Source organism: Streptomyces sp. IMTB 2501, assembly GCF_001953885.1.
Lineage (GTDB): Bacteria > Actinomycetota > Actinomycetes > Streptomycetales > Streptomycetaceae > Streptomyces.
On record NZ_MQUS01000006.1, the window covers coordinates 89,802 to 108,421 of the forward strand.

General features: G+C 70.2%; 11 protein-coding genes and 1 pseudogene. 6 read left to right on the plus strand and 6 right to left on the minus strand.

Annotated features, from left to right (window positions below):
• Positions 1-304: 304 nt before the first annotated feature.
• Entirely contained in the window at positions 305-2,122 is a 1,818-nt protein-coding gene (locus tag AV521_RS12600) for a phosphoenolpyruvate carboxykinase (GTP) (RefSeq protein ID WP_076087634.1), read from the minus strand.
• 369 nt (positions 2,123-2,491) lie between these two features.
• Here AV521_RS12600 and AV521_RS12605 point away from each other — a divergent pair, with 369 nt between their 5' ends.
• The 4 genes from AV521_RS12605 to AV521_RS12620 all read left to right on the plus strand — a co-directional run bounded on the left by AV521_RS12605 (position 2,492) and on the right by AV521_RS12620 (position 6,327).
• Positions 2,492-3,205: a hemolysin III family protein gene (locus tag AV521_RS12605; protein ID WP_076087636.1), complete on the plus strand. Its 714-nt coding sequence runs from the start codon at positions 2,492-2,494 to the stop codon at positions 3,203-3,205.
• Positions 3,206-3,343: 138 nt separating this feature from the next.
• Positions 3,344-4,921, plus strand: coding sequence for an MFS transporter (locus AV521_RS12610; protein ID WP_076087638.1), 1,578 nt, complete (start codon positions 3,344-3,346; stop codon positions 4,919-4,921).
• Positions 4,918-5,562, plus strand: coding sequence for a TetR/AcrR family transcriptional regulator (locus AV521_RS12615; RefSeq protein WP_076087640.1), 645 nt, complete (start codon positions 4,918-4,920; stop codon positions 5,560-5,562). Before AV521_RS12610 ends, AV521_RS12615 begins: the two co-directional genes overlap by 4 nt.
• Positions 5,563-5,595: 33 nt before the next feature.
• A complete protein-coding gene (locus AV521_RS12620) occupies positions 5,596-6,327 on the plus strand; it encodes a Mut7-C RNAse domain-containing protein (protein ID WP_076087642.1) in 732 nt (243 codons plus the stop codon).
• A gap of 104 nt (positions 6,328-6,431) precedes the next feature.
• On the opposite strand, the gene AV521_RS12625 is transcribed toward AV521_RS12620, so the two are convergent.
• The 5 genes and pseudogenes from AV521_RS12625 to AV521_RS12645 form a co-directional block, all read right to left on the minus strand.
• The gene (locus tag AV521_RS12625; protein ID WP_076087644.1) at positions 6,432-8,837 is read right to left on the minus strand and encodes a galactose oxidase early set domain-containing protein; all 2,406 of its coding nucleotides are present in this window, start codon (positions 8,835-8,837) and stop codon (positions 6,432-6,434) included.
• Entirely contained in the window at positions 8,834-10,003 is a 1,170-nt protein-coding gene (locus AV521_RS12630; RefSeq protein WP_076087646.1) for a glycosyltransferase family 2 protein, read from the minus strand. The genes AV521_RS12625 and AV521_RS12630 overlap by 4 nt, the downstream gene beginning before the upstream one ends.
• Positions 10,000-11,646 (minus strand): glycosyltransferase family 39 protein, encoded by a 1,647-nt coding sequence (locus tag AV521_RS12635; RefSeq protein ID WP_076087648.1) that lies wholly within the window; start codon positions 11,644-11,646, stop codon positions 10,000-10,002. Before AV521_RS12635 ends, AV521_RS12630 begins: the two co-directional genes overlap by 4 nt.
• Positions 11,643-12,911, minus strand: a complete 1,269-nt coding sequence (locus tag AV521_RS12640; protein WP_076087650.1) for a glycosyltransferase — start codon at positions 12,909-12,911, stop codon at positions 11,643-11,645. Before AV521_RS12640 ends, AV521_RS12635 begins: the two co-directional genes overlap by 4 nt.
• A gap of 217 nt (positions 12,912-13,128) precedes the next feature.
• Positions 13,129-15,182, minus strand: a pseudogene (locus tag AV521_RS12645) (thioredoxin domain-containing protein).
• A gap of 688 nt (positions 15,183-15,870) precedes the next feature.
• On the opposite strand from AV521_RS12645, the gene AV521_RS12650 reads away from it, so the two are divergent.
• Entirely contained in the window at positions 15,871-17,172 is a 1,302-nt protein-coding gene (locus AV521_RS12650; RefSeq protein ID WP_076087652.1) for an MFS transporter, read from the plus strand.
• Between the two features lie 133 nt (positions 17,173-17,305).
• Positions 17,306-18,613, plus strand: coding sequence for a hypothetical protein (locus AV521_RS12655; RefSeq protein WP_076087654.1), 1,308 nt, complete (start codon positions 17,306-17,308; stop codon positions 18,611-18,613).
• Positions 18,614-18,620: the final 7 nt, after the last annotated feature.

The window sequence follows — 18,620 nt, forward strand, 5'->3', positions numbered from 1 at the left end:
CCGGGAGCCATGGGAACTGCGTTGGCTTTGACCGCACGCGGCGGAGCCGCATATCGATACGGCCCCGCGCTCCTTGGTGCGTTGCCGTGCCGGGGCCGGTCCGTCGCCCCGTTCACCTCCGAGACCCAGGTGGCCGGTGGAAAAGGCGAAGGCCTGCCGTCGTGCTCCCGCGGGGCGAGCGGGAACGTGACGACAGGCCCTGGGCCCCCACGCCGTTGTGCGGGCCTCGCCGGCATGTCACCACGGCCGGCCGTGACGATCGCTGGTCAGGGCACGGCGGCCGGCCGTGGAGTCTCGGGTGGGGCTAGCCCAGGCGCTCCACAAGCGCGTGGTACTGGTCCCACAGCTCCTTCGGGGTGTGATCGCCGAAGGTGTTGAGGTGCTCGGGGACGAGCGCCGCCTCCTCGCGCCAGACCTCCTTGTCGACCGAGAGCAGGAAGTCCAGGTCGGAGTCGGCCAGTTCGAGCCCGTTGGTGTCGAGTGCCGCGCGCGTCGGCAGCACGCCGATCGGCGTCTCGACGCCCTCGGCCTTGCCGTCCAGGCGCTCCACGATCCACTTCAGGACGCGGGAGTTCTCACCGAAGCCCGGCCAGACGAACTTGCCCTCGTCGTTCTTGCGGAACCAGTTGACGTAGTAGATCTTCGGGAGCTTCGCCTGGTCCCTGCCCTTGGCGACATCGACCCAGTGGCCCATGTAGTCGCCCATGTTGTAGCCGCAGAAGGGCAGCATCGCGAACGGGTCGCGGCGCAGCTCGCCGACCTTGCCCTCGGCGGCGGCGGTCTTCTCGGAGGCCACGTTGGCGCCGAGGAAGACGCCGTGGTTCCAGTCGAAGGACTCCGTCACCAGCGGTACGGCGGTGGCGCGGCGGCCGCCGAAGAGGATCGCCGAGATCGGCACGCCCTTGGGGTCCTCCCACTCCGGCGCGATGATCGGGCACTGGGCGGCGGAGACCGTGAAGCGGGAGTTGGGGTGCGCGGCGGGCTCCGCGGACTCCGGCGTCCAGTCCCGGCCCTTCCAGTCCGTCAGGTGGGCCGGAGTCTCCTCGGTCATGCCCTCCCACCACACGTCGCCGTCGTCGGTGAGCGCGACGTTGGTGAAGACCGCGTTGCCCCACAGGGTCTTCATCGCGTTGGCGTTGGTGTGCTCACCGGTGCCGGGCGCGACGCCGAAGAAACCGGCCTCGGGGTTGATCGCGTAGAGGCGGCCGTCCTCGCCGAACCGCATCCAGGCGATGTCGTCGCCGATGGTCTCGACGGTCCAGCCGGAGATCGTGGGCTCCAGCATGGCGAGGTTGGTCTTGCCGCAGGCGCTCGGGAAGGCGGCGGCGACGTACTTGGACTCGCCCTGCGGCGGGGTGAGTTTGAGGATCAGCATGTGCTCGGCCAGCCAGCCCTCGTCACGCGCCATGACGGAGGCGATACGCAGCGCGTAGCACTTCTTGCCGAGCAGGGCGTTGCCGCCGTAGCCGGAGCCGTAGGACCAGATCTCGCGCGACTCGGGGAAGTGCGAGATGTACTTGGTGGAGTTGCACGGCCACGGAACGTCGTCCTGGCCCTCCGCCAGCGGGGCGCCGACCGAGTGGACGGCCTTCACGAAGAAGCCGTCGTCGCCCAGCTCGTCGAGGACCGCCTGTCCCATGCGGGTCATGGTGCGCATGGACGCGGCGACGTACCCGGAGTCGGTGATCTCCACGCCGATCGCGGACAGCCTGGAGCCGAGCGGGCCCATGCAGAAGGGGACGACGTACATGGTGCGGCCGCGCATCGAGCCGCGGAAAATGCCCTGCTCACCGGAGAAGACCTCGCGCATCTCGGCGGGAGCCATCCAGTGGTTGGTCGGGCCGGCGTCCTCCTCCTTCTCGGAGCAGATGAAGGTCCGGTCCTCGACACGCGCGACATCGGTCGGGTCGGAGGCGGCGTAGTAGGAGTTGGGGCGCTTGATCGGGTCGAGCTTCTTGAAGGTGCCCTTGGCTACCAGTTCTTCGGCCAGCCGCTCGTACTCGGCCTCGGAGCCGTCACACCAGACCACGCTGTCCGGCTGGGTCAGTTCGGCGATCTCGTTGACCCACGAGATCAGTTCCTGGTGGTTGGTGGGGGCGGGAGCCGCGATGTCGCGCGCCACGATTGCTCCTAAGTGAGGGATATTTGCCCTGGTGAGGGATTTTTCCTTGGGGCCCCGTGGGGGCTGCGACCCGGATGCTTCGCAGTCGCTTTGACTGTGGGCGCTCATCCGGTGCCGACCGCACTCATTTGATCATCCGTCCCGGGTGCGCATATGTCCAGGGGGTGTCACAGGTGAGCGGCGTGAGGAAGGCCACGGTTTTCGCGTCTTTCCTGCATATCTCCGTGTTCCTTTACGTGCACGTTGAGTTCGCCTGAAAGACTTTTTGAACGTCTCGGCCGGGTCGCCCATGAGACGATGGCCACTCCGGACCACTCCGGGGTGCGAGACTGATCCGTAACTTACGGTTCCGTAGGTACGATGCGGCCCATGACTGCGTCCGCCTCCGACGCGCCCATGGACTCGCCGGCCGCCGGCCGCGGTCCCGTCGCGCTCTCCCTGCCGCATCCGGTCAAGCCCAGGCTCCGTGGCTGGCTGCACCTCGGCATGTTCCCGGCCGTACTCATCGCGGGCCTCGTGCTCACCGCCCTCGCCGACTCCACCAGAGGCCGTGTCGCCTGCGGGATCTACGTCCTGACGGCCTGCCTGCTCTTCGGCGTCAGCGCGCTGTACCACCGGGGCAACTGGAGCCCCCGGATGGACGGCGTCCTGCGCCGCCTCGACCACGCCAACATCTTCCTGATCATCGCGGGCACCTACACCCCGCTGACCCTGCTGCTCCTGCCCGGCGCGAAGGGACAGTGGCTACTGTGGGGCATCTGGGCCGCCGCCGCGGCCGGCATCGTCTTCCGCGTCTTCTGGGTCGGCGCACCACGCTGGCTCTACACCCCTTGCTACATAGCGATGGGCTGGGCGGCCGTCTTCTTCCTGCCCGACTTCCTGCGCACCGGCGGTATCGCGGTCCTCATCCTGGTGATCGTCGGCGGCCTGCTCTACAGCGCCGGCGGCGTGATCTACGGCATCAAGCGCCCGAACCCGTCACCGCGCTGGTTCGGCTTCCACGAGGTCTTCCACTCCTTCACGCTCGCCGCGTTCATCGTCCACTACGTCGGCATCTCGCTGGTGGCCTACCAGCACGCATAGCGCTCCGGCCCCCTCTCTCCCTCTCCCGGCCACGGCTCCCCAGCCGTGGCCGTTTTCGTATGCCGGAAACCATCTTTCGCCTGCCTGGCACAAGCTCTCTATTGACAGTAACCAGATTTTGAGAGTTACTCTCATTTCATGGTTACTGTCACTCACGTCGTCGGAACACGGCACGACCCCCGCCGCTGGTGGGCCCTCGGGGCCCTGGTAGCGAGCATGCTGGTGCTCGCCTTCGACTCGACGATCCTCAACGTGGCCCTGCCGACCATGGCCGGGCAGCTCGGCGCCACGACCGGGCAGCAGCAGTGGATGGCCGACGCGTATGTCGTCGTCTTCGCCGCGCTGATGCTCCCGGCGGGCCTGCTCGGTGACCGGTTCGGCCGCCGGCTGATGCTGATCGCCGGACTCGCCGTCTTCCTGGGCGGCTCGGTGCTGGGCGCCCTGGCCGGCGATGTGAACGCCGTGATCGCCGCCCGCGCGGTCATGGGCATCGGCGGCGCGCTGATCATGCCGCTGGCCCTGGCTGTGCTGCCCGCGCTGTTCGGCCCGGAGGAGCGCGGCAAGGCCGTCGGCCTGATCACCGCCGCCTCCGCCCTCGGCATGCCCCTCGGCCCCCTGGTCGGCGGCTTTCTGCTGAACCACTTCTGGTGGGGCTCGGTCTTCCTGATCAACATCCCGATGGCCGCCATCGGCATCGCCGCCTGTGTCTTCCTGCTGCCGGAGACCCGGGACCCGGCCACCCCGAAGGTCGACCCCGTCTCCACCGCACTTTCCGTGGCCGGCCTGGGCGCCCTCATCTACGCGATCATCGAGGCCCCGGACCGCGGCTGGGGCGACGGCCTGGAACTGGCGATGTTCGCGGCGGCCGCCGTCCTGCTCGGCTCCCTGGTGCTGCGCGAACGGCGGGTGTCCCGCCCCATGCTGGACATGGGCCTGCTCACGCACCGCGGCTTCCTGCTCAACACCGTCGCCGCGACCCTGGTGATGTTCGTGCTGTCGGGCCTGATGTTCGCCGTGCCGACGTATCTGCAGGCGGTCCTCGGCCACGACGCCTTCGCCACCGGTCTGCGGCTGCTGCCCATGATGGCCGGGCTGCTGGTCGCCGCGAAGGGCGCCCAGCCGTTCGTCGCCCGGTTCGGGGCGCGCGCGGCGGTCAGCGCGGGTCTGGTCGTGCTCGCCTTCGCCGCCCTGCTGGGCAGCCGTACGACCGTGCACGACGGCTATGGATTCACCGCGCTGTGGCTGTCGATCACGGGGCTGGGCTTCGGCTTCTCGGTGGTCCCGGCCATGGACGGCGCGCTCGGTGCCCTGCCCGCCGCTCGGGCCGGCAGCGGCTCCGGGCTGCTCAGCACCTTCCGTCAGGTCGGCGGCGCCATCGGTATCGCGCTGCTCGGCAGCCTCCTCGCGAGCGCCTTCCGGGACCGGCTCGACGTGGCCGGTCTGCCCGGGCCGGCGGCCCACACCGCCCGGGAGTCCGTGGTCGCCGCCCATGTGGTGGCCGCACACACCGACTCGGCCCGTCTGGCGGCGTCCGCAAATATGTCGTACGTCCACGGCATGACCCTGGTGCTGCTCGTCTGCGGTGCCGCCGCCCTCCTGGCCGCCCTGCTCGCGGCCCTGCTGCTGCCCAGTACGCCGGTGGTGCGCCACATGCCGCGAGAGGAGGACGAGGAGACTCCGGCCGTGGCCGCCCCCGTCGCGGATGCCGGACAATGACCGGCATGACGGCCGCACGCACCCCCAGCACCGCCCCCGCCGACCGGCCCCGCCTCGGTCTGCGGGAACGCAAGAAGATCAAGACCCGGGAGGCGATCCGCGCGGCGACCTACGCGCTGATCAAGGAGCAGGGCTACGACGCCACGACGATCGACCAGATCGCCGAGCGCGCCGAGGTGTCGCCGTCGACCGTCTTCCGGTACTTCCCGACCAAGGAGGACATCGTCCTCACCGACGAGTACGACCCGGTCATCCTGGCGGAGATCAGGCAGCGGCCCGTCGAGGAGCCCTGGCCGGACACCGTCCGGTATGTCATGCACCGGGCCGTCGAACTCGGCACGTCCGAGGACGAGGAGGTGTCCCGGCTGCGCACCCACCTCATGGTCCAGGTCCCGGCAGTGCGCTCGCGGATGATGGAGAGCATGTCGGCCACCGGCCGCATGCTCTGCGAGGCCATCGGCGAGCGCACCGGCCGCGACCCGGACAGCCTGGAGGTCCGGGTCTACGCCATGTCCCTGATCGGTGGCCTGATGGAGACCTCGATGTACTGGGCCGAGAACGGCCACCGGGACGACTTCACGACCCTGATCGACCGCGCCCTGGACGTCATGGAGCACGGCCTGCCCGGCGAAAACCCCTGAGGTCCGCGCCGCCTCCCGTGCGATGCTGACGGAGTGAACGGACCCGAGATCCACGTCGAAGTCGCCCCCGCGCTCCACCTGTTCGTGCCGGCCGCCCGGCGGGCCGGCTCGACACCGCTCGGCACGGACGGCGTCGCCACGCTCGGCCATGTCATCGAGTCCCTCGGCGTCCCGCTGACCGAGGTCGGCGCGCTGGTCGTGGACGGCCGCGCGGTACCGGTCTCCCACATCCCGAAGGCGGGCGAGACGGTGCGGGTACGCCCCGTCGAGCGCCCCCAGCAGGTCCCCGGCGCCCCGCTCCGCTTCCTCCTCGACGTCCACCTCGGCACCCTGGCCCGCCGGCTGCGGCTGCTCGGCATCGACGCGGCGTACGAGTCGACCGACATCGGCGACCCGGCACTCGCCACCCGCTCGGCGGCCGAGAAGCGGGTGATGCTCAGCCGCGACCGGGGCCTGCTGCGCCGCCGCGAACTGTGGGCCGGTGCGTTCGTCTACAGCACCCGTCCCGACGACCAGCTGCACGACGTCCTCGACCGCTTCGCCCCCGCCCTTCGTCCCTGGACCCGCTGCACCGCCTGCAACGGCCTGCTCAGACAGGCCACCAAGGACGAGGTCGCCGCCCAGCTCAAGCACGGCACCCAGCGCTCGTACGACGTCTTCGCCCAGTGCGCGGACTGCGGCCGCGCGTACTGGAAGGGCGCGCACCACGACCAGCTGGAGGCGGTCGTGGAGCGGGCGTTGAGCATGCGCACCCAGAGGGGCTGAGTACGCGCGCCCACTGGTGTGGCCCAGAGCCCGGTGGACGTACGCCAGGCTCTGGGCCGTGTTCGTGCAGTGGGGCGCTCAGCTCACCCTGGGGGCGATGATTCTCAGCGGCGCCTGACGTCTCCCTTGCCGCAGGCCACTCCGTCCCGGTCCGGGTCGAGGCCCAGCGGGTCGTCCCCGCCGTTGACCCTCAGGGGACCGTAGTCGTTCCGCCGCAGCCAGGCGCAGCGCGCGGCGGTCGTCTTCTTCACCTGCGCCGGGAAGGCCGTCGGCACGCACACGTTGATCGAGCCGTAGTGCCGGTCGCAGCCGGACAGGGTCGGGCTGACCTGCTGGGACGTGCGCTTCTTGGCGGGCCCCGAAACCTGGCCGGTGAGGCCGTCGGCGAAGGCGTGGATGTGCGGGGAGGCGGTGGCGGCGGTCAGGGCCGCCGGGCCCGTCAGATGCACCCACTGGGCCACCGAGGGCACCCCGTTGGCGTCGACCGCGAACAGCATGTACCAGCCGGGCGGCGCCAGGTTGGGGTTGTTCGTCACGTTCAGGTCGACGTTGTTGCCGTCCACCGAGAGCGGCAGATCCACGAACCGCTGATTCGGATCGGACGAATGAGTCACCGCGGCCGGGCGGATCAGCTCCGCCTTGGCGATCGGCCGGTCGACGGTGATCCGCTGGGTGTCGCCGTACTTCCACTCCTGGTTGATCACGGAGGTGATCGTCGGGCGGGTGCCCTTGTAGAGGTACGGCGGGGTGTAGATCGACACGTTGTGGTTCCAGCTGCCGTTGCCCGGGTTGTCGCCGGTGGCCATCACCCGGCCGTCGGGCAGCAGGAACGCCGAGGAGTGGTAGCCGCGGGACTCGGGGTCGGCTGCCACCTGCTGGAAGGCGTTGGTGGCGGGGTCGTAGAGCGAGGACTCGTACACGGGGTTGGCGCGGTTGTGCAGGGCGCCGCCGGTCTCCAGCACCTTGCCGTCGGGCAGCAGCACGGTGGAGACGTACATCTTGCCCTGGCTGCCGGTCTCCGGGACCTTGCCGTTGCCCAGGTCGACCGTGCCCTGCGGGATCGGCGGCCCGGCGACGTACGACGGGTTCGCCTGCTTGAGGTCGATCACGTCGGTGAGGCGATTGGCGTCGGGGTTGGAGTCGATGTTGCCGCCGCCGACCGTCAGCACCCGCTGGTCCTGCGCCGGAGGAAGCAGCACGGACGACGACTGGTCCCGCTGGTCCTTGTTCTGCAGGCCCGGGATCTGGGTGACCGTGTTGGCGCCGTAGTCGTAGATCGCCGAGCCGGTGCCGGGGATGTTGTTGCCGAAGACATGGCTGCCCGTGTAGAAGAGGCGGCCGTCCTGCATGAGGACCATCGCCGGGTACAGACCCCAGAACGACCAGGTCTGGTTGACCTTCCACGTCGGCAGCCACTGCTGGTCCTTGTCGGACCAGCGCTCGGCGGTCACGGACCCGGTGGAGTCCTCGCGCAGCCCGCCGAAGGTGATGACGTCACCGTTGCCCAGCTCGGTCGCCGACGGGTACCAGTGGCCGTCGTTGAGGTCGTTGGTCCTGGTGTACGTCTCGGTCTTCGGGTCGAAGATGTACGAGTCCTTGAACCCCTCGTAGCCGTGTGTGCCGTTCGGGTCCGGATAGGACTTGTTGCCGCTCAGTACGAGCACCCGGCCGTCCTGGAGCTGGACGTGTCCCGCGCAGAACATGTCCTTCGGCGTGGGGATGACCTTGTAGGTGCCGGCGGCGGGGTCGTACACCGCGCTCGTGAACGTGCCCGCGTTGAAGGCGTCCTGGCTGTTGCCGGAGCCGGCGATCAGCAGCACCTTGCCGTTGCTGAGCACGACGGAGTGCATGGAGCGGACCGGGTTCTGTGTCGGCAGGACGGACCAGCTGCCGTTGGCGCACTGGTCGTTGGTGCCGGTGCACTGGGCCGGCGGCGTCACGTCCGGGACCTGGTCCATGGTGTAGTCGTCGGTGGTCGCCGAGCCGGTGCCGTAGACGGAGACACCCCAGGTGATGCGGTCGGTGCCGGGCGGGATCTCGGGGGTGCGGACGGTGGCCTGCGTCCAGGCCGAGGCCATGTCGAGGGTCTTGACGTCGGTCCAGTACTGCCAGCCGGCGGTGGTGTCGTGCCGGAACAGTGTGACGTTGGCGTCCGGGGTGGTGGTCTTGTACCAGACCCCGAGGTCGTACTGCTTGCCGACGGTCACCGCCGGTGCGCAGTCGGTGGACTCGGTGAGCATCGCCTTGCGGTCGCCGTCGACCCGGCGGGTCAGCGTGACCTTCATGGCCTTCGATCCGGAGTGCGCGTCCGAGGTCGTCTCGAAGCTGAAGTCGTTGTCGCCCCAGCCCGACTTCTCCCAGCAGTACGGCATGCCGTCCGTACCGGCGGTCTCGAAGCCCGGGTTCTTGATCAGGTTGGCGGCCTCGGCGCTCTGCGGCGCGGCCAGGAGCAGCCCGGCGGTCAGGGCGCCCACCCCGGCCAGCGCGGTTCGTCTGCGGTACTTGCTCAAGCGGCTCTCCTTGCTCGGCTCCCCCGGCGGCGGGGGAGGTAGACCAGCGCTTCGGTCCCGACGAAGCGCAGGACGAACGTCATGACCAGCGCGAGCGCGGTGGCGGGCAGGGCGCCCATGCCGAACCGGCCGACGAGCAGCGCGATCAGCGGGATGCGCAGCACCAGGTCGGCGTTGGCCAGCAGCGCGAACCGGCCGAGCCGGTCCCACCAGCGGCGGTGTGCGCGCCGGTCGCGGAACAGCAACTGCTCGATGAGCAGGAAGTTCCAGGCGACGCCGAACTGGTTGGCGAGGATCTCGGCGGGCACGTAGTGGATGCCGAGCACGGTCAGCGCCCAGAGTCCGACGAGGTTCGGCACGAAGCCGCTGGCGCCGATCAGCCCGAAGCCGACCATGCGGGCGACGGGCGAGGCGGTGCGCAGCCCGGCCAGATGGCGCAGGAAGCGGAAGCCCTCCTGCGCGGTCGACTTGGACTCCCCCGCGAACCGGTCCTGGAAGACGAACGGCACCTCGGCGACCCGGCCCGGACGCCTTCTGACGGCCAGCTCCAGGAGGATCTTGTAGCCGAGAGGCTTCAGCGCCTCGGTGCTGAAGCCGCCGCGCCGGATGGCGAAGAAGCCGCTCATCGGGTCACTGATGCCGTGCAGCCGGCGCGGGAAGAGGGCCTTGGTGAGCCAGGTCGCGCCGCGCGAGACGGCCACCCGGTAGCCGCCGGCGAGCCCGGCCCGGCTGCCGCCCTCGATGTACCGGGAGGCGACGACGAGGCCGGCGTTCGCCCGCTCGCCGGCGGCCACCAACTCCGGTATCAGGGAGGGCGGATGCTGGCAGTCGCCGTCCATGACGACGATCCAGTCCGAGGTCGCCGCCTTCAGCCCCTCGACGACCGCCCCGCCGAGCCCGCCGGCGGGTTCCGCGCGGTGCAGTACGGCCACCGGGAACGGGCAGTCCTGGGCGGCCGCGCGGATCACCTCGGGGGTGTCGTCGGTGGAGTCGTCCACGAAGACGACCTCACAGGGCAGCCGCGCGGGCACGGACTCGGTGATCAGTCGCAGCAGCCGCCGGATGTTCGCGGACTCGTTGAAGGTCGGGACGACGACGGTGACGGCGCCGGGTTCAGCGACCTCGACGGCGTCCAGGCCGGGTATCGGGGCGGTGTGCTCGCTCATCGGGCGCCACCCGCTGCCTGGATGCGGCGGATCTCGATGCGGTCGGGGCCGCTGCCGAAGGTGGCGACCGGCGTGGAGTGCTGGATGGCGGCCCTGACGCCCGGCAGGTCCTTGGCGTCACGGCGGACGGTCGGCGAGGCGACGACGTAGTCGAGGTCCCGGTAGCCGTGCGGCAGGGTCTTGGTGACCGCCGGGTCGAGGTCGGCCTTGTAGAACCAGATGGCGCCGAGCCCGGGCCGGTATCCGGCGTGCACGAGGTCCAGCCAGAGGGCGTCGTCGACGAGGACGCGGGTTTCCTTCGGGTCCGCCACCCGGGTGCTGAGCCAGTGGGAGGCCTGTCGGTAGGGCTTGTTGGCGTCGGCGGTGACGGCGGTGCGGTCGCCGTCGTACCAGTGCGGTACGACATAGCCGCCGGCGGCGAGCGCGAGCACGGCGGCGAGCGCGTACCGGCCCCCGGTGACGTACCGGTTCTCGCTCTCGGCGCGCCATCTGCGGATGACCGCGTGTGCGACGGACGCGGCGCCGCCCGCCAGGACCAGGCCGAGGAAGGGCAGCGCGCCGATGACGTACATGGCGGGCAGATAGCCGCCCGGACGCAGGGCGACGGCGGCCAGGACGGCGACCGTCAGCGCCGGACCGGCGAGGGCGCGGGCGGTGACCGACCAGCGCCAGGTGAGCAGCAGGAGCAGGGCTCCGGCGAGGCCGCCGAGGGGCAGGACGCGGTCGTAGTACAGCCAGGAGTGCAGGACGCCGTACGAGCCGGAGCCCTGGTCGAGGATGAATCCCGAACCCGGCCTGGACATCTGGTACTTGATGCCGTCCCACAGCGAGACATGCCCGGCGCCCGGGAACAGCTCGCCCTTCAGCAGGGCGAACAGCGGGTAGGAGAAGCCGATCAGGGCGCAGGCGGTGACGGCTCCGGTGAGGGCGAACTTGCGGGTGTCGCGGTGGCTGTGCCGCCACATGGTGACGAACAGGGCGGGCAGGACGACGAGCATCGTCTCCTTGGTGAGTACGCCCGCGGCGGCGGCGAGGCCCGCGCCGAAGTGGTGCCAGAGGTGGCGGCTGGGCGAGGCCGCGAGGCAGAACGCCAGCAGCAGCCACATCACGGCGATGTTGTCGAGGAAGATCTCCCGGCTGAGCACGACCGCGAGCGGGGAGAGCCCGAACAGGGCCATGCCGAGTCCGGCGGCCCAGCGGGGCAGCGAGAGCCGGCGCCCGAGGACATAGACGAGGACCGCGCTGACCCCGCTGACCAGCAGCATCACGATCCGCATGGTGCCGACGGTCATCGAGCCGGGGCTGATCGCCGAGGGGATCCAGCCGGCCAGGGCTATCTGGATCCAGCCGAGCGGCGGGTGGTCGTACCAGTAGGTGTAGTGGGCGAGGCCCCGGCCCTGCTGGACGGCCCAGGCCTGGGCGAGGTAGGTGCCCTCGTCGTCGCTGAGGGTCGGGTAGTCGGCGATGTTCCAGCCCTGGACGACGAGGATCGCGGTGAGCAGAGCGCCGCAGAGCAGCAGGTCGGGGCGGGAGGCGCGGAGTCGTACCGGAGGCCGCGTTCGACCGGTCGAACGGGTCGTGGGCGCAGCCTGGCGCTGCGCGGGGACCGAGGCTGCGGTCACCGCGGGAAGAGTGGAGGTCACGCAGGAAGGTCCTCTCGGAGGGACTCGGCCGCGGTGAGGTGCGCGCCGACGTGCGAGGTCAACTCCCAGTCGTTCCGGCCGCGTTGCTCGCGCCACACGGCGCGGATCGCGGCACCGGCGAGGAGGACCTGGTAGAAGGGCCCGCCCACGATGAGCTTCACGTAGTGGACGAAGCGGACCCTGAGGCCGTACTGAACGCCGAAGTCGTGCAGTCCGACCACCTCGAAGACGAAGGTGACGACGGCGGTGACCAGGGGCAGGAAGGTGAGGAAGGCGATGCCGACGGGGACGTCGAGGAAGAGCGCGACGGCCGCGTTGAGCGGGATGATGACGCCGGAGAAGGCCTGCATGAACGGGGTCATCAGGGTGTACCGGGCGAGCAACCGCTGTCCGAATCCCGGGAGTTGCTTCCAGTCCTTCTTCCGGTACACCTGCAGGAAGCCCTGGTTCCAGCGGGTGCGCTGCTTGAGCAGCGACATCAGCGAGCCCGGGGTCTCCTCGCGGGTGACCATGTCGGAGTCGTAGGCGACGACGACCTTCTTGCCGACGGACGAGAGCCGGACACCCAGGTCGCAGTCCTCCGCGAGGCAGTTGGGGTCCCAGCCGTCCGCCTGCCTGAGGACGTCGGTCCGTACGAAGACGGTGTTGCCGCCGAGCGGGATGAACCCCTTCTGTGCGTGCAGGTGCAGCCGGGAGCGGAACCAGAAGAAGTACTCCAGGCAGTTGCGCAGGCTGTACCAGCTGGAGTGGAAGTTGATGAGCTGGACGCCGCCCTGGACGACATCCGCCCGGGTCGTCCGGAAGGCGTGGTCGACGTGGGCGAGCAGCTCCGGATGGACCTGGTCCTCGGCGTCGAAGACCCCGACGACGTCGCCGCGGCAGTGCGGCAGCGCCGTGTTCATGGCCTTGGGCTTGTTCTTCTTCTCGTGGGTGTCGACGACGACCCGGACGCGCGGGTCACGGGCGGCGGCCCTCTCGGCCACCTCCGTGGTCTCGGGGTCGTCGTGCCCGACGATCACGATGATCTCGAAGTCGGTGTGTGTGGACTCCAGCAGCCGCTGGATGGTGTGGTCGAGCACGGCTTGCTCGTGCCGGGCCGGCAGGAGCAGCGAGAAGGACAGCTGCTCGGCCCCGTCCGGCCTGCCGAACCGGGTGGAGGCCAGCACCTCGGGCGTGCGCCACGCGTGCATCTGCCACCACAGGGTGAAGGCCGCCATCCAGAACAAGGCCAGTGAGACGGCAGCGATGAAGACAGACGTCAGCAAAAAGATCCCCCCAGATCCCCTGATATCCCCCAGCGCACGCGACGGTGGGTCACATTCGCCGCATCGCTGTGGAGAGCGTAGGGGGGTTTTGTGAAGCGTGGGAGCTCTTCCGATAAATAGCTTGTTTCGGAACGGTGGTACGGGAAGCGGTATCTATCCGAACACCCGCTCACTTTCGGACAGTTCGCCCCTACCCCGCTCCCTGCGTCTACGCAGCTCAGCGGTCGTTGAGCAGCGCCCGCAGCCGTTCCGGGTCGGTCGTCGGCGCGTCACAGGTGAAATTGCGGCAGACGTAAACCGCAGGTTGACCGCCCACGAGCGGGCGGCCGGCGACGAGCGGGAATTCATCACTCTCCGCAGCACCCATGGCCACGACTGCGCCCGGGGCGGTGCCCAGAAGTGCCGTACGGTGCAGGGCCGTTGTCTTCTCGTCCGCGAGGTCGGGTCCGACGACGGCGATCTCCTTCGGCCCGTCGAGAAGGGCCTCGGCGACGGCCAGCCCCCAGCCGATGAACCGGGGCACGCGCGGCCCGAGGGCCTTCACCACGCCCAACGCCCGCTCGGCGGCTGTCCGATGAGGCTCGGAACCGGTGTGCGCGGCATAGCTCAGCAGGGCGCCGGCCGCGGCGGTCCAGCCGGAGGGGGTGGCGTTGTCGGTGGGGTCCTGCGGCCGGCGGATGAGCTGTTCGGCGTCGGCGGCGGTGTCGTAGAGGGCGCCGGTCCCGGGGTCCGTGAAGCGGGCGAGCACATGGTCGAGGAGCAGCCCCGCGAAGTCCAGCCAGACGCCCTCCCCCGTCACCGAGGCGAGCGCCAGGAAGCCCTCGGCGACGTCGGCGTAGTCCTCCAGGACACCGGCGTTGGGGCCGACCCGGCCGTCCTTGCTGGTGCGGGCGAGCCGGGCGTGTTCGTCGAGGTGCACACGGACGAGGAGGTCGGCGGCGCCGAGTGCGGCCTCGATCAGATCGGGCCGGTCGAAGTAGGCGCCGGTCTCGGCGAGCGCGGCGACGGCGAGGCCGTTCCAGGCGGCGACGACCTTGTCGTCCCGGCCGGGTGCGGGGCGCTGGCGCCGTTCGCGCAGCAGCCGCTGCTGGACGGAGGCGATCTTCTCGGCGTCGAAAAGTGTTTCCTGCTGGGGCAGTTGGAGGACGGACTGGCCGTGCTCGAAGGTGCCCTCGTCGGTCACGCCGTAGTACTGGGCGGCGAGGTCACCGTCCGCGTCGCCGAGGACGGCGCGCAGCCGCTCGGGCGTCCACACGTAGTACGCGCCCTCGACATGCCGCCCGCTCCCGTCGTCGCTGTCGGCATCGAGGGCCGAGGCGAACCCGCCTTCGTCCGTGCGGAGTTCGCCGACGAGGAAGTCGGCGGTCTCCAGGGCCACGCGCCGGGCGAGATCCGATCCGGTGGCCCGCCAGAGGTGAGCGTAGACCCGGCACAGCAGCGCGTTGTCGTACAGCATCTTCTCGAAGTGCGGCACGATCCAGTCACGGTCGACGGAGTACCGGGCGAAGCCGCCACCCAGCTGGTCGTAGATCCCGCCCCGGGCCATGCGCTCGCAGGTGTCCTGGGCCATCTGCAGCGCACCCTCGGCGCCGGTCCGCGCGTGGTGCCGCAGCAGGAACTCCAGCACCATGGACGGCGGGAACTTCGGCGCCCCGCCGAATCCGCCGCGCTGCGGGTCGTACTCGCGGGTCAGTCCGAGCAGGGCCTGCGCGAGTTCCTGCTCGCCGGGCGGCTGCGCGGCCTGGTGGCTGATCTCCCGCTGGGCGAGGTCGCGGACGATCTTCCCGGCGACCTCGGAGACCTCGTCACGCCGGGTGTCCCAGGCCTGCCGCACGCCCTCCAGGACCTGCCGGAAGGAGGGCATGCCGTGCCGGGGCGCGGGCGGGAAATAGGTCCCGAAGTAGAAGGGCTCGGCGTCCGGGGTGAGGAAGACGGTCATCGGCCAGCCGCCCTGACCTGTGGCGGCCTGTACGGCCTCCATGTACACGGCGTCGACGTCCGGCCGCTCCTCCCGGTCGACCTTGACGCTGACGAAGTGTTCGTTCAGATAGTCGGCGGTGGCCCGGTCCTCGAAGGACTCGTGCGCCATGACATGACACCAGTGGATCACCGGAAGCATAAGTGGCAGGACGCATAGCCCACGCTCAAGAGAATGGGCACGTCCCGCCGCTTAGCTTCCGTCATCGCCTCCTCTCCCCATGGCCACCAATCCACCGGATTGGAGGCGTGCTGGAGCAGATAGGGCGATTGGGAGTCAGCCAATCGATTCATACCGGCATCGTCGCACGACCGGTACCGTCCGGCCCACCATGCGAGGCCGTCGGTCGGGCATCGGCTGCGTGTCCGGCCTCAGGCAGCCGGTGTGACGCCGGGGGCGGTCCGACGACGGCGTACCCCTGTTCGCGGGCCGCCCGGAAGCCTCGCGGAAGGCGCGCGAAGTACTCGGTGATCGGCGTTCTCAGGCGGACGGCGAGGAACCGCAGGGCGCGTCTGCGCCCCTCGGCCGCGTTGAGCGGACGGACGCGCCCGTCGCGTCCTGCCCTGGCGGTCGACTGCGCCTCGCTTGCGCTTGAACGTCTGCGCAGGCCGGCGACGGTCGCGGGCGAGACCCCCGTACTCCCCGCGATCCGCCGGTCCGGCCACTGCGACGGGTGACGATGATGCGCTCGGCCGCCGCGGTCCGGTCGGCCTGCGACAACGGCGGTCCGTGCTGGGAGCTCAGCCGGACGGACAGGACGAACGCATCCTCCCGTCAGGACGCGCTGCACCACCGGTTGACACGTCGGGCACGGGCGGTTCCTCCCTGCGGTCGGCATACGGTGGATCTCACTGCACCACACCGGTGACGCCGCATGAAGTGATCAAGGGGGTCAGCTTGGTCAGTCTGGTCAGTTCGGCACCGGACCGTTCGGCACCGCACGCGTGCAGCCTGCCATTTCGTGAAAGGTGACCCACTCCTGTGAAGCACCATGGACGCACCCGCTGGGCAATCGGCGGGCTGCTCGCCGGAGGAATAGTCGTCAACTTCCTCGACCGCACGGCCTTATCGGTGGCGAGCTCACCCCTGGCCCATGAATTCGGCCTCGATCTGAGTCGACTCGGCGTCGTGCTCGCCGCGTTTACGTGGTCGTACTGTCTAGTTCAGCTGCCGGCCGGCGCCCTGGTGGACATCTTCGGCGTCTCCTGGCTCACCCGGATCGGGTCCGCCCTGTGGGCGGTCGCCAGCCTGCTGACCGCGGTGGCCGGCGGACTAGGTCCCCTCATCGCGGCACGTCTGCTGCTGGGCGTGGCCGAGGGGCCGTCCATGGTCTCCGCTTCCAAGGCGACCGCCGCGTGGTTTCCGCTCGGCGAACGCGGCACGGCGACGGCGGTGTTCGACGGCGCCACCAAGTTCGCCAACATGGTGGCGTTCCCGGTGCTGGCGTTCGTGATGAGCGAATGGGGCTGGCGGGCCGGGTTCGTGTTCAGCGCGGCACTCAGCCTGGTGTTCTCAGCGCTGTGGTGGTGGGGCTACCGGGACCCGTCCGAGCATCCCCTGCTGCGCGACAGCGAGCGGGAGTTCATCCTCGACGGCGGGGCGCGGGACACCGACCGGGGGCGTGCCGGGCAGCTCCGCTCCGTGCTGTGCACCGGAAGGAACTGGGTCGTGGCCCTCGCCTTCGCCTGCTACGGCTACACCATCAACGTCGTGGTCACCTGGATGCCCGAGTTCTTCCAGCGGGAGTTCGGCCTCCGGCTGCTCAACTCCGGCATCCACTCGATGATCCCCTGGGCGGTGGCGACCGTGGCCGAACTCGTGGTCGGCGGCTGGCTGGTGGACCGACTGGTGCGCCGGGGCCACGACCCGATGCGGATCCGCAGGAACGTACTGACCGCGGGACTGGCGCTCGGCGCCACGATCGGGGCGGCAGGGACCGCCGGTTCGGCGGCCGAGGCCGTGTGCTGGATGTCGGTCTCACTCTCCGGGCTGGCCATCGCGGCACCTGTGGCGTGGAGTCTGCCGGGCCTGCTGGCGGCACCCGGCACCGTGGGGGCGGTCAGCGGCCTGATGAACTTCGCCAACACGGCGGCCACCGGCTTCGGTGTGATGTTCACCGGGTGGCTGGCTCAGGCGACCGGATCGTTCCAGGCGCCCTTCCTGTTCGCGGTCGCGGTACTGGCCGTGGGCGTACTCCTCTACCGGTACGTGCTGCGTACGACGGCATCGGACAGCCCACCGCCCCCGCTCCGGCCCTCGGCGACGTCCGGGATCAAGGTCTGAGACCTCCACGCCGGGCCGCTCCACCGCACACGCCGTGAGCACTCGCACCCCACCCGCATCAGCTGTGTGCGCCGTCACGGATTTCGTACCATTCCGCCGGGGAAGTGCTAGCGAGGGAGGTCGAGTTTCCCCGATGAACGAGACGTCACTGCTGGCCACTTGCCTGATGCGATTAGCGTGGTCGCCGGAGCGACTGGCCAGCGAGATCAACAAGAAGTGCGGCACCGGAACCATCAGCAGCAAGGCCCCCTACAACTGGCTCAAGGGCGCACGCCCCCGGCGCCGGCTCCCCCACGTGGTCGCGCGGATCCTGTCCGACCGGCTCGGTGAGCCCGTCTCCGTCGAAGCACTGTGGCCCCAGCACTTCACGACCGCCGAGGGCCCGGAGGCGCGGGCCGGCCGCCTCCGGGCCCCGGGCACGAACGGCGCCGCGGAGCCCGGTCCCGACCTGATCGCCGCCGCGGTGGACTGGCTGGTGGCCGACGCGGCGGACGCGCCCTCACAGCTCCGCGGCGAGGAACTCCCCGCCGTCGCCGTCGACCTGCTGACCACCCGGATCCGTCAGCTGCGCGAGCTGGACGACGCCTTCCGCGGCACCCGGCTGGTGATGGACTGGGCGCTCCAGGACCTCCAGTGGGCCAGAAGACTGGCAGCCGAGTGCTGTTACGACGCGCAGACCGGCGTACGGCTGCACCGCGGCATCGCCGAGCTGGGCCAGCTCGCCGGATGGCTGGCCGCGGACCTGGGGATGACCAGGCGCAGCCAGAGCTGTTTCGTGACCGCGTTGAACGCCGCACACACCGCGGGCGACCGTGCCCTGGCCGCGTACATCATTTCGTGTATGAGCTACCACGCCACGTGGGAGGGCCGGGGTGAGGAGGCGCTGCGTCTGATCCGCATCGCACGCAAGGGTTCGGCCGGGGAGGACATGGGCCTCGGCGCGGCGTTGCTGGCCACCCGTGAGGCACGGGCCCGTGCGAGCCTCGGTGACGAGACCGGCTGCCGGCTCGCCATGGACGCGGCGGCCGACCTCAGCCGGCACGGTGAGCCGCCGGCCGACGCCCCGTGGGCCTACTGGCTGACACCGGCCGTCATGGTGGCCGACGCCGGTCGGGCCTGGCTGGAACTGGGCCGCCCGCACCAGGCGGAGCAGCATCTCGCACACGGCATCGAGCTGCTCGGGGAGAGCCAGCAGCTGAACCGGCTGCTGCACCACACCTCGCTGGCCGAGGCCCGGCTGTCCCGGCACGTCGTGGACGGCGCGGCGGAAGCCGCCCACGACGCCCTGTCCCTGGCCGAGCGGGCCACCTCCCGGCGCGCCCGGAGCCGCCTGACGACCCTCCGCCACAGGTTCCAGCGCTACGACAGCGGGGCGGCACGCGACGTCGTACAGCGGGCAGACGATCTCCTGAGCGCCGATCCCCAGGAAGCGGCGAGCTGACAGAGCC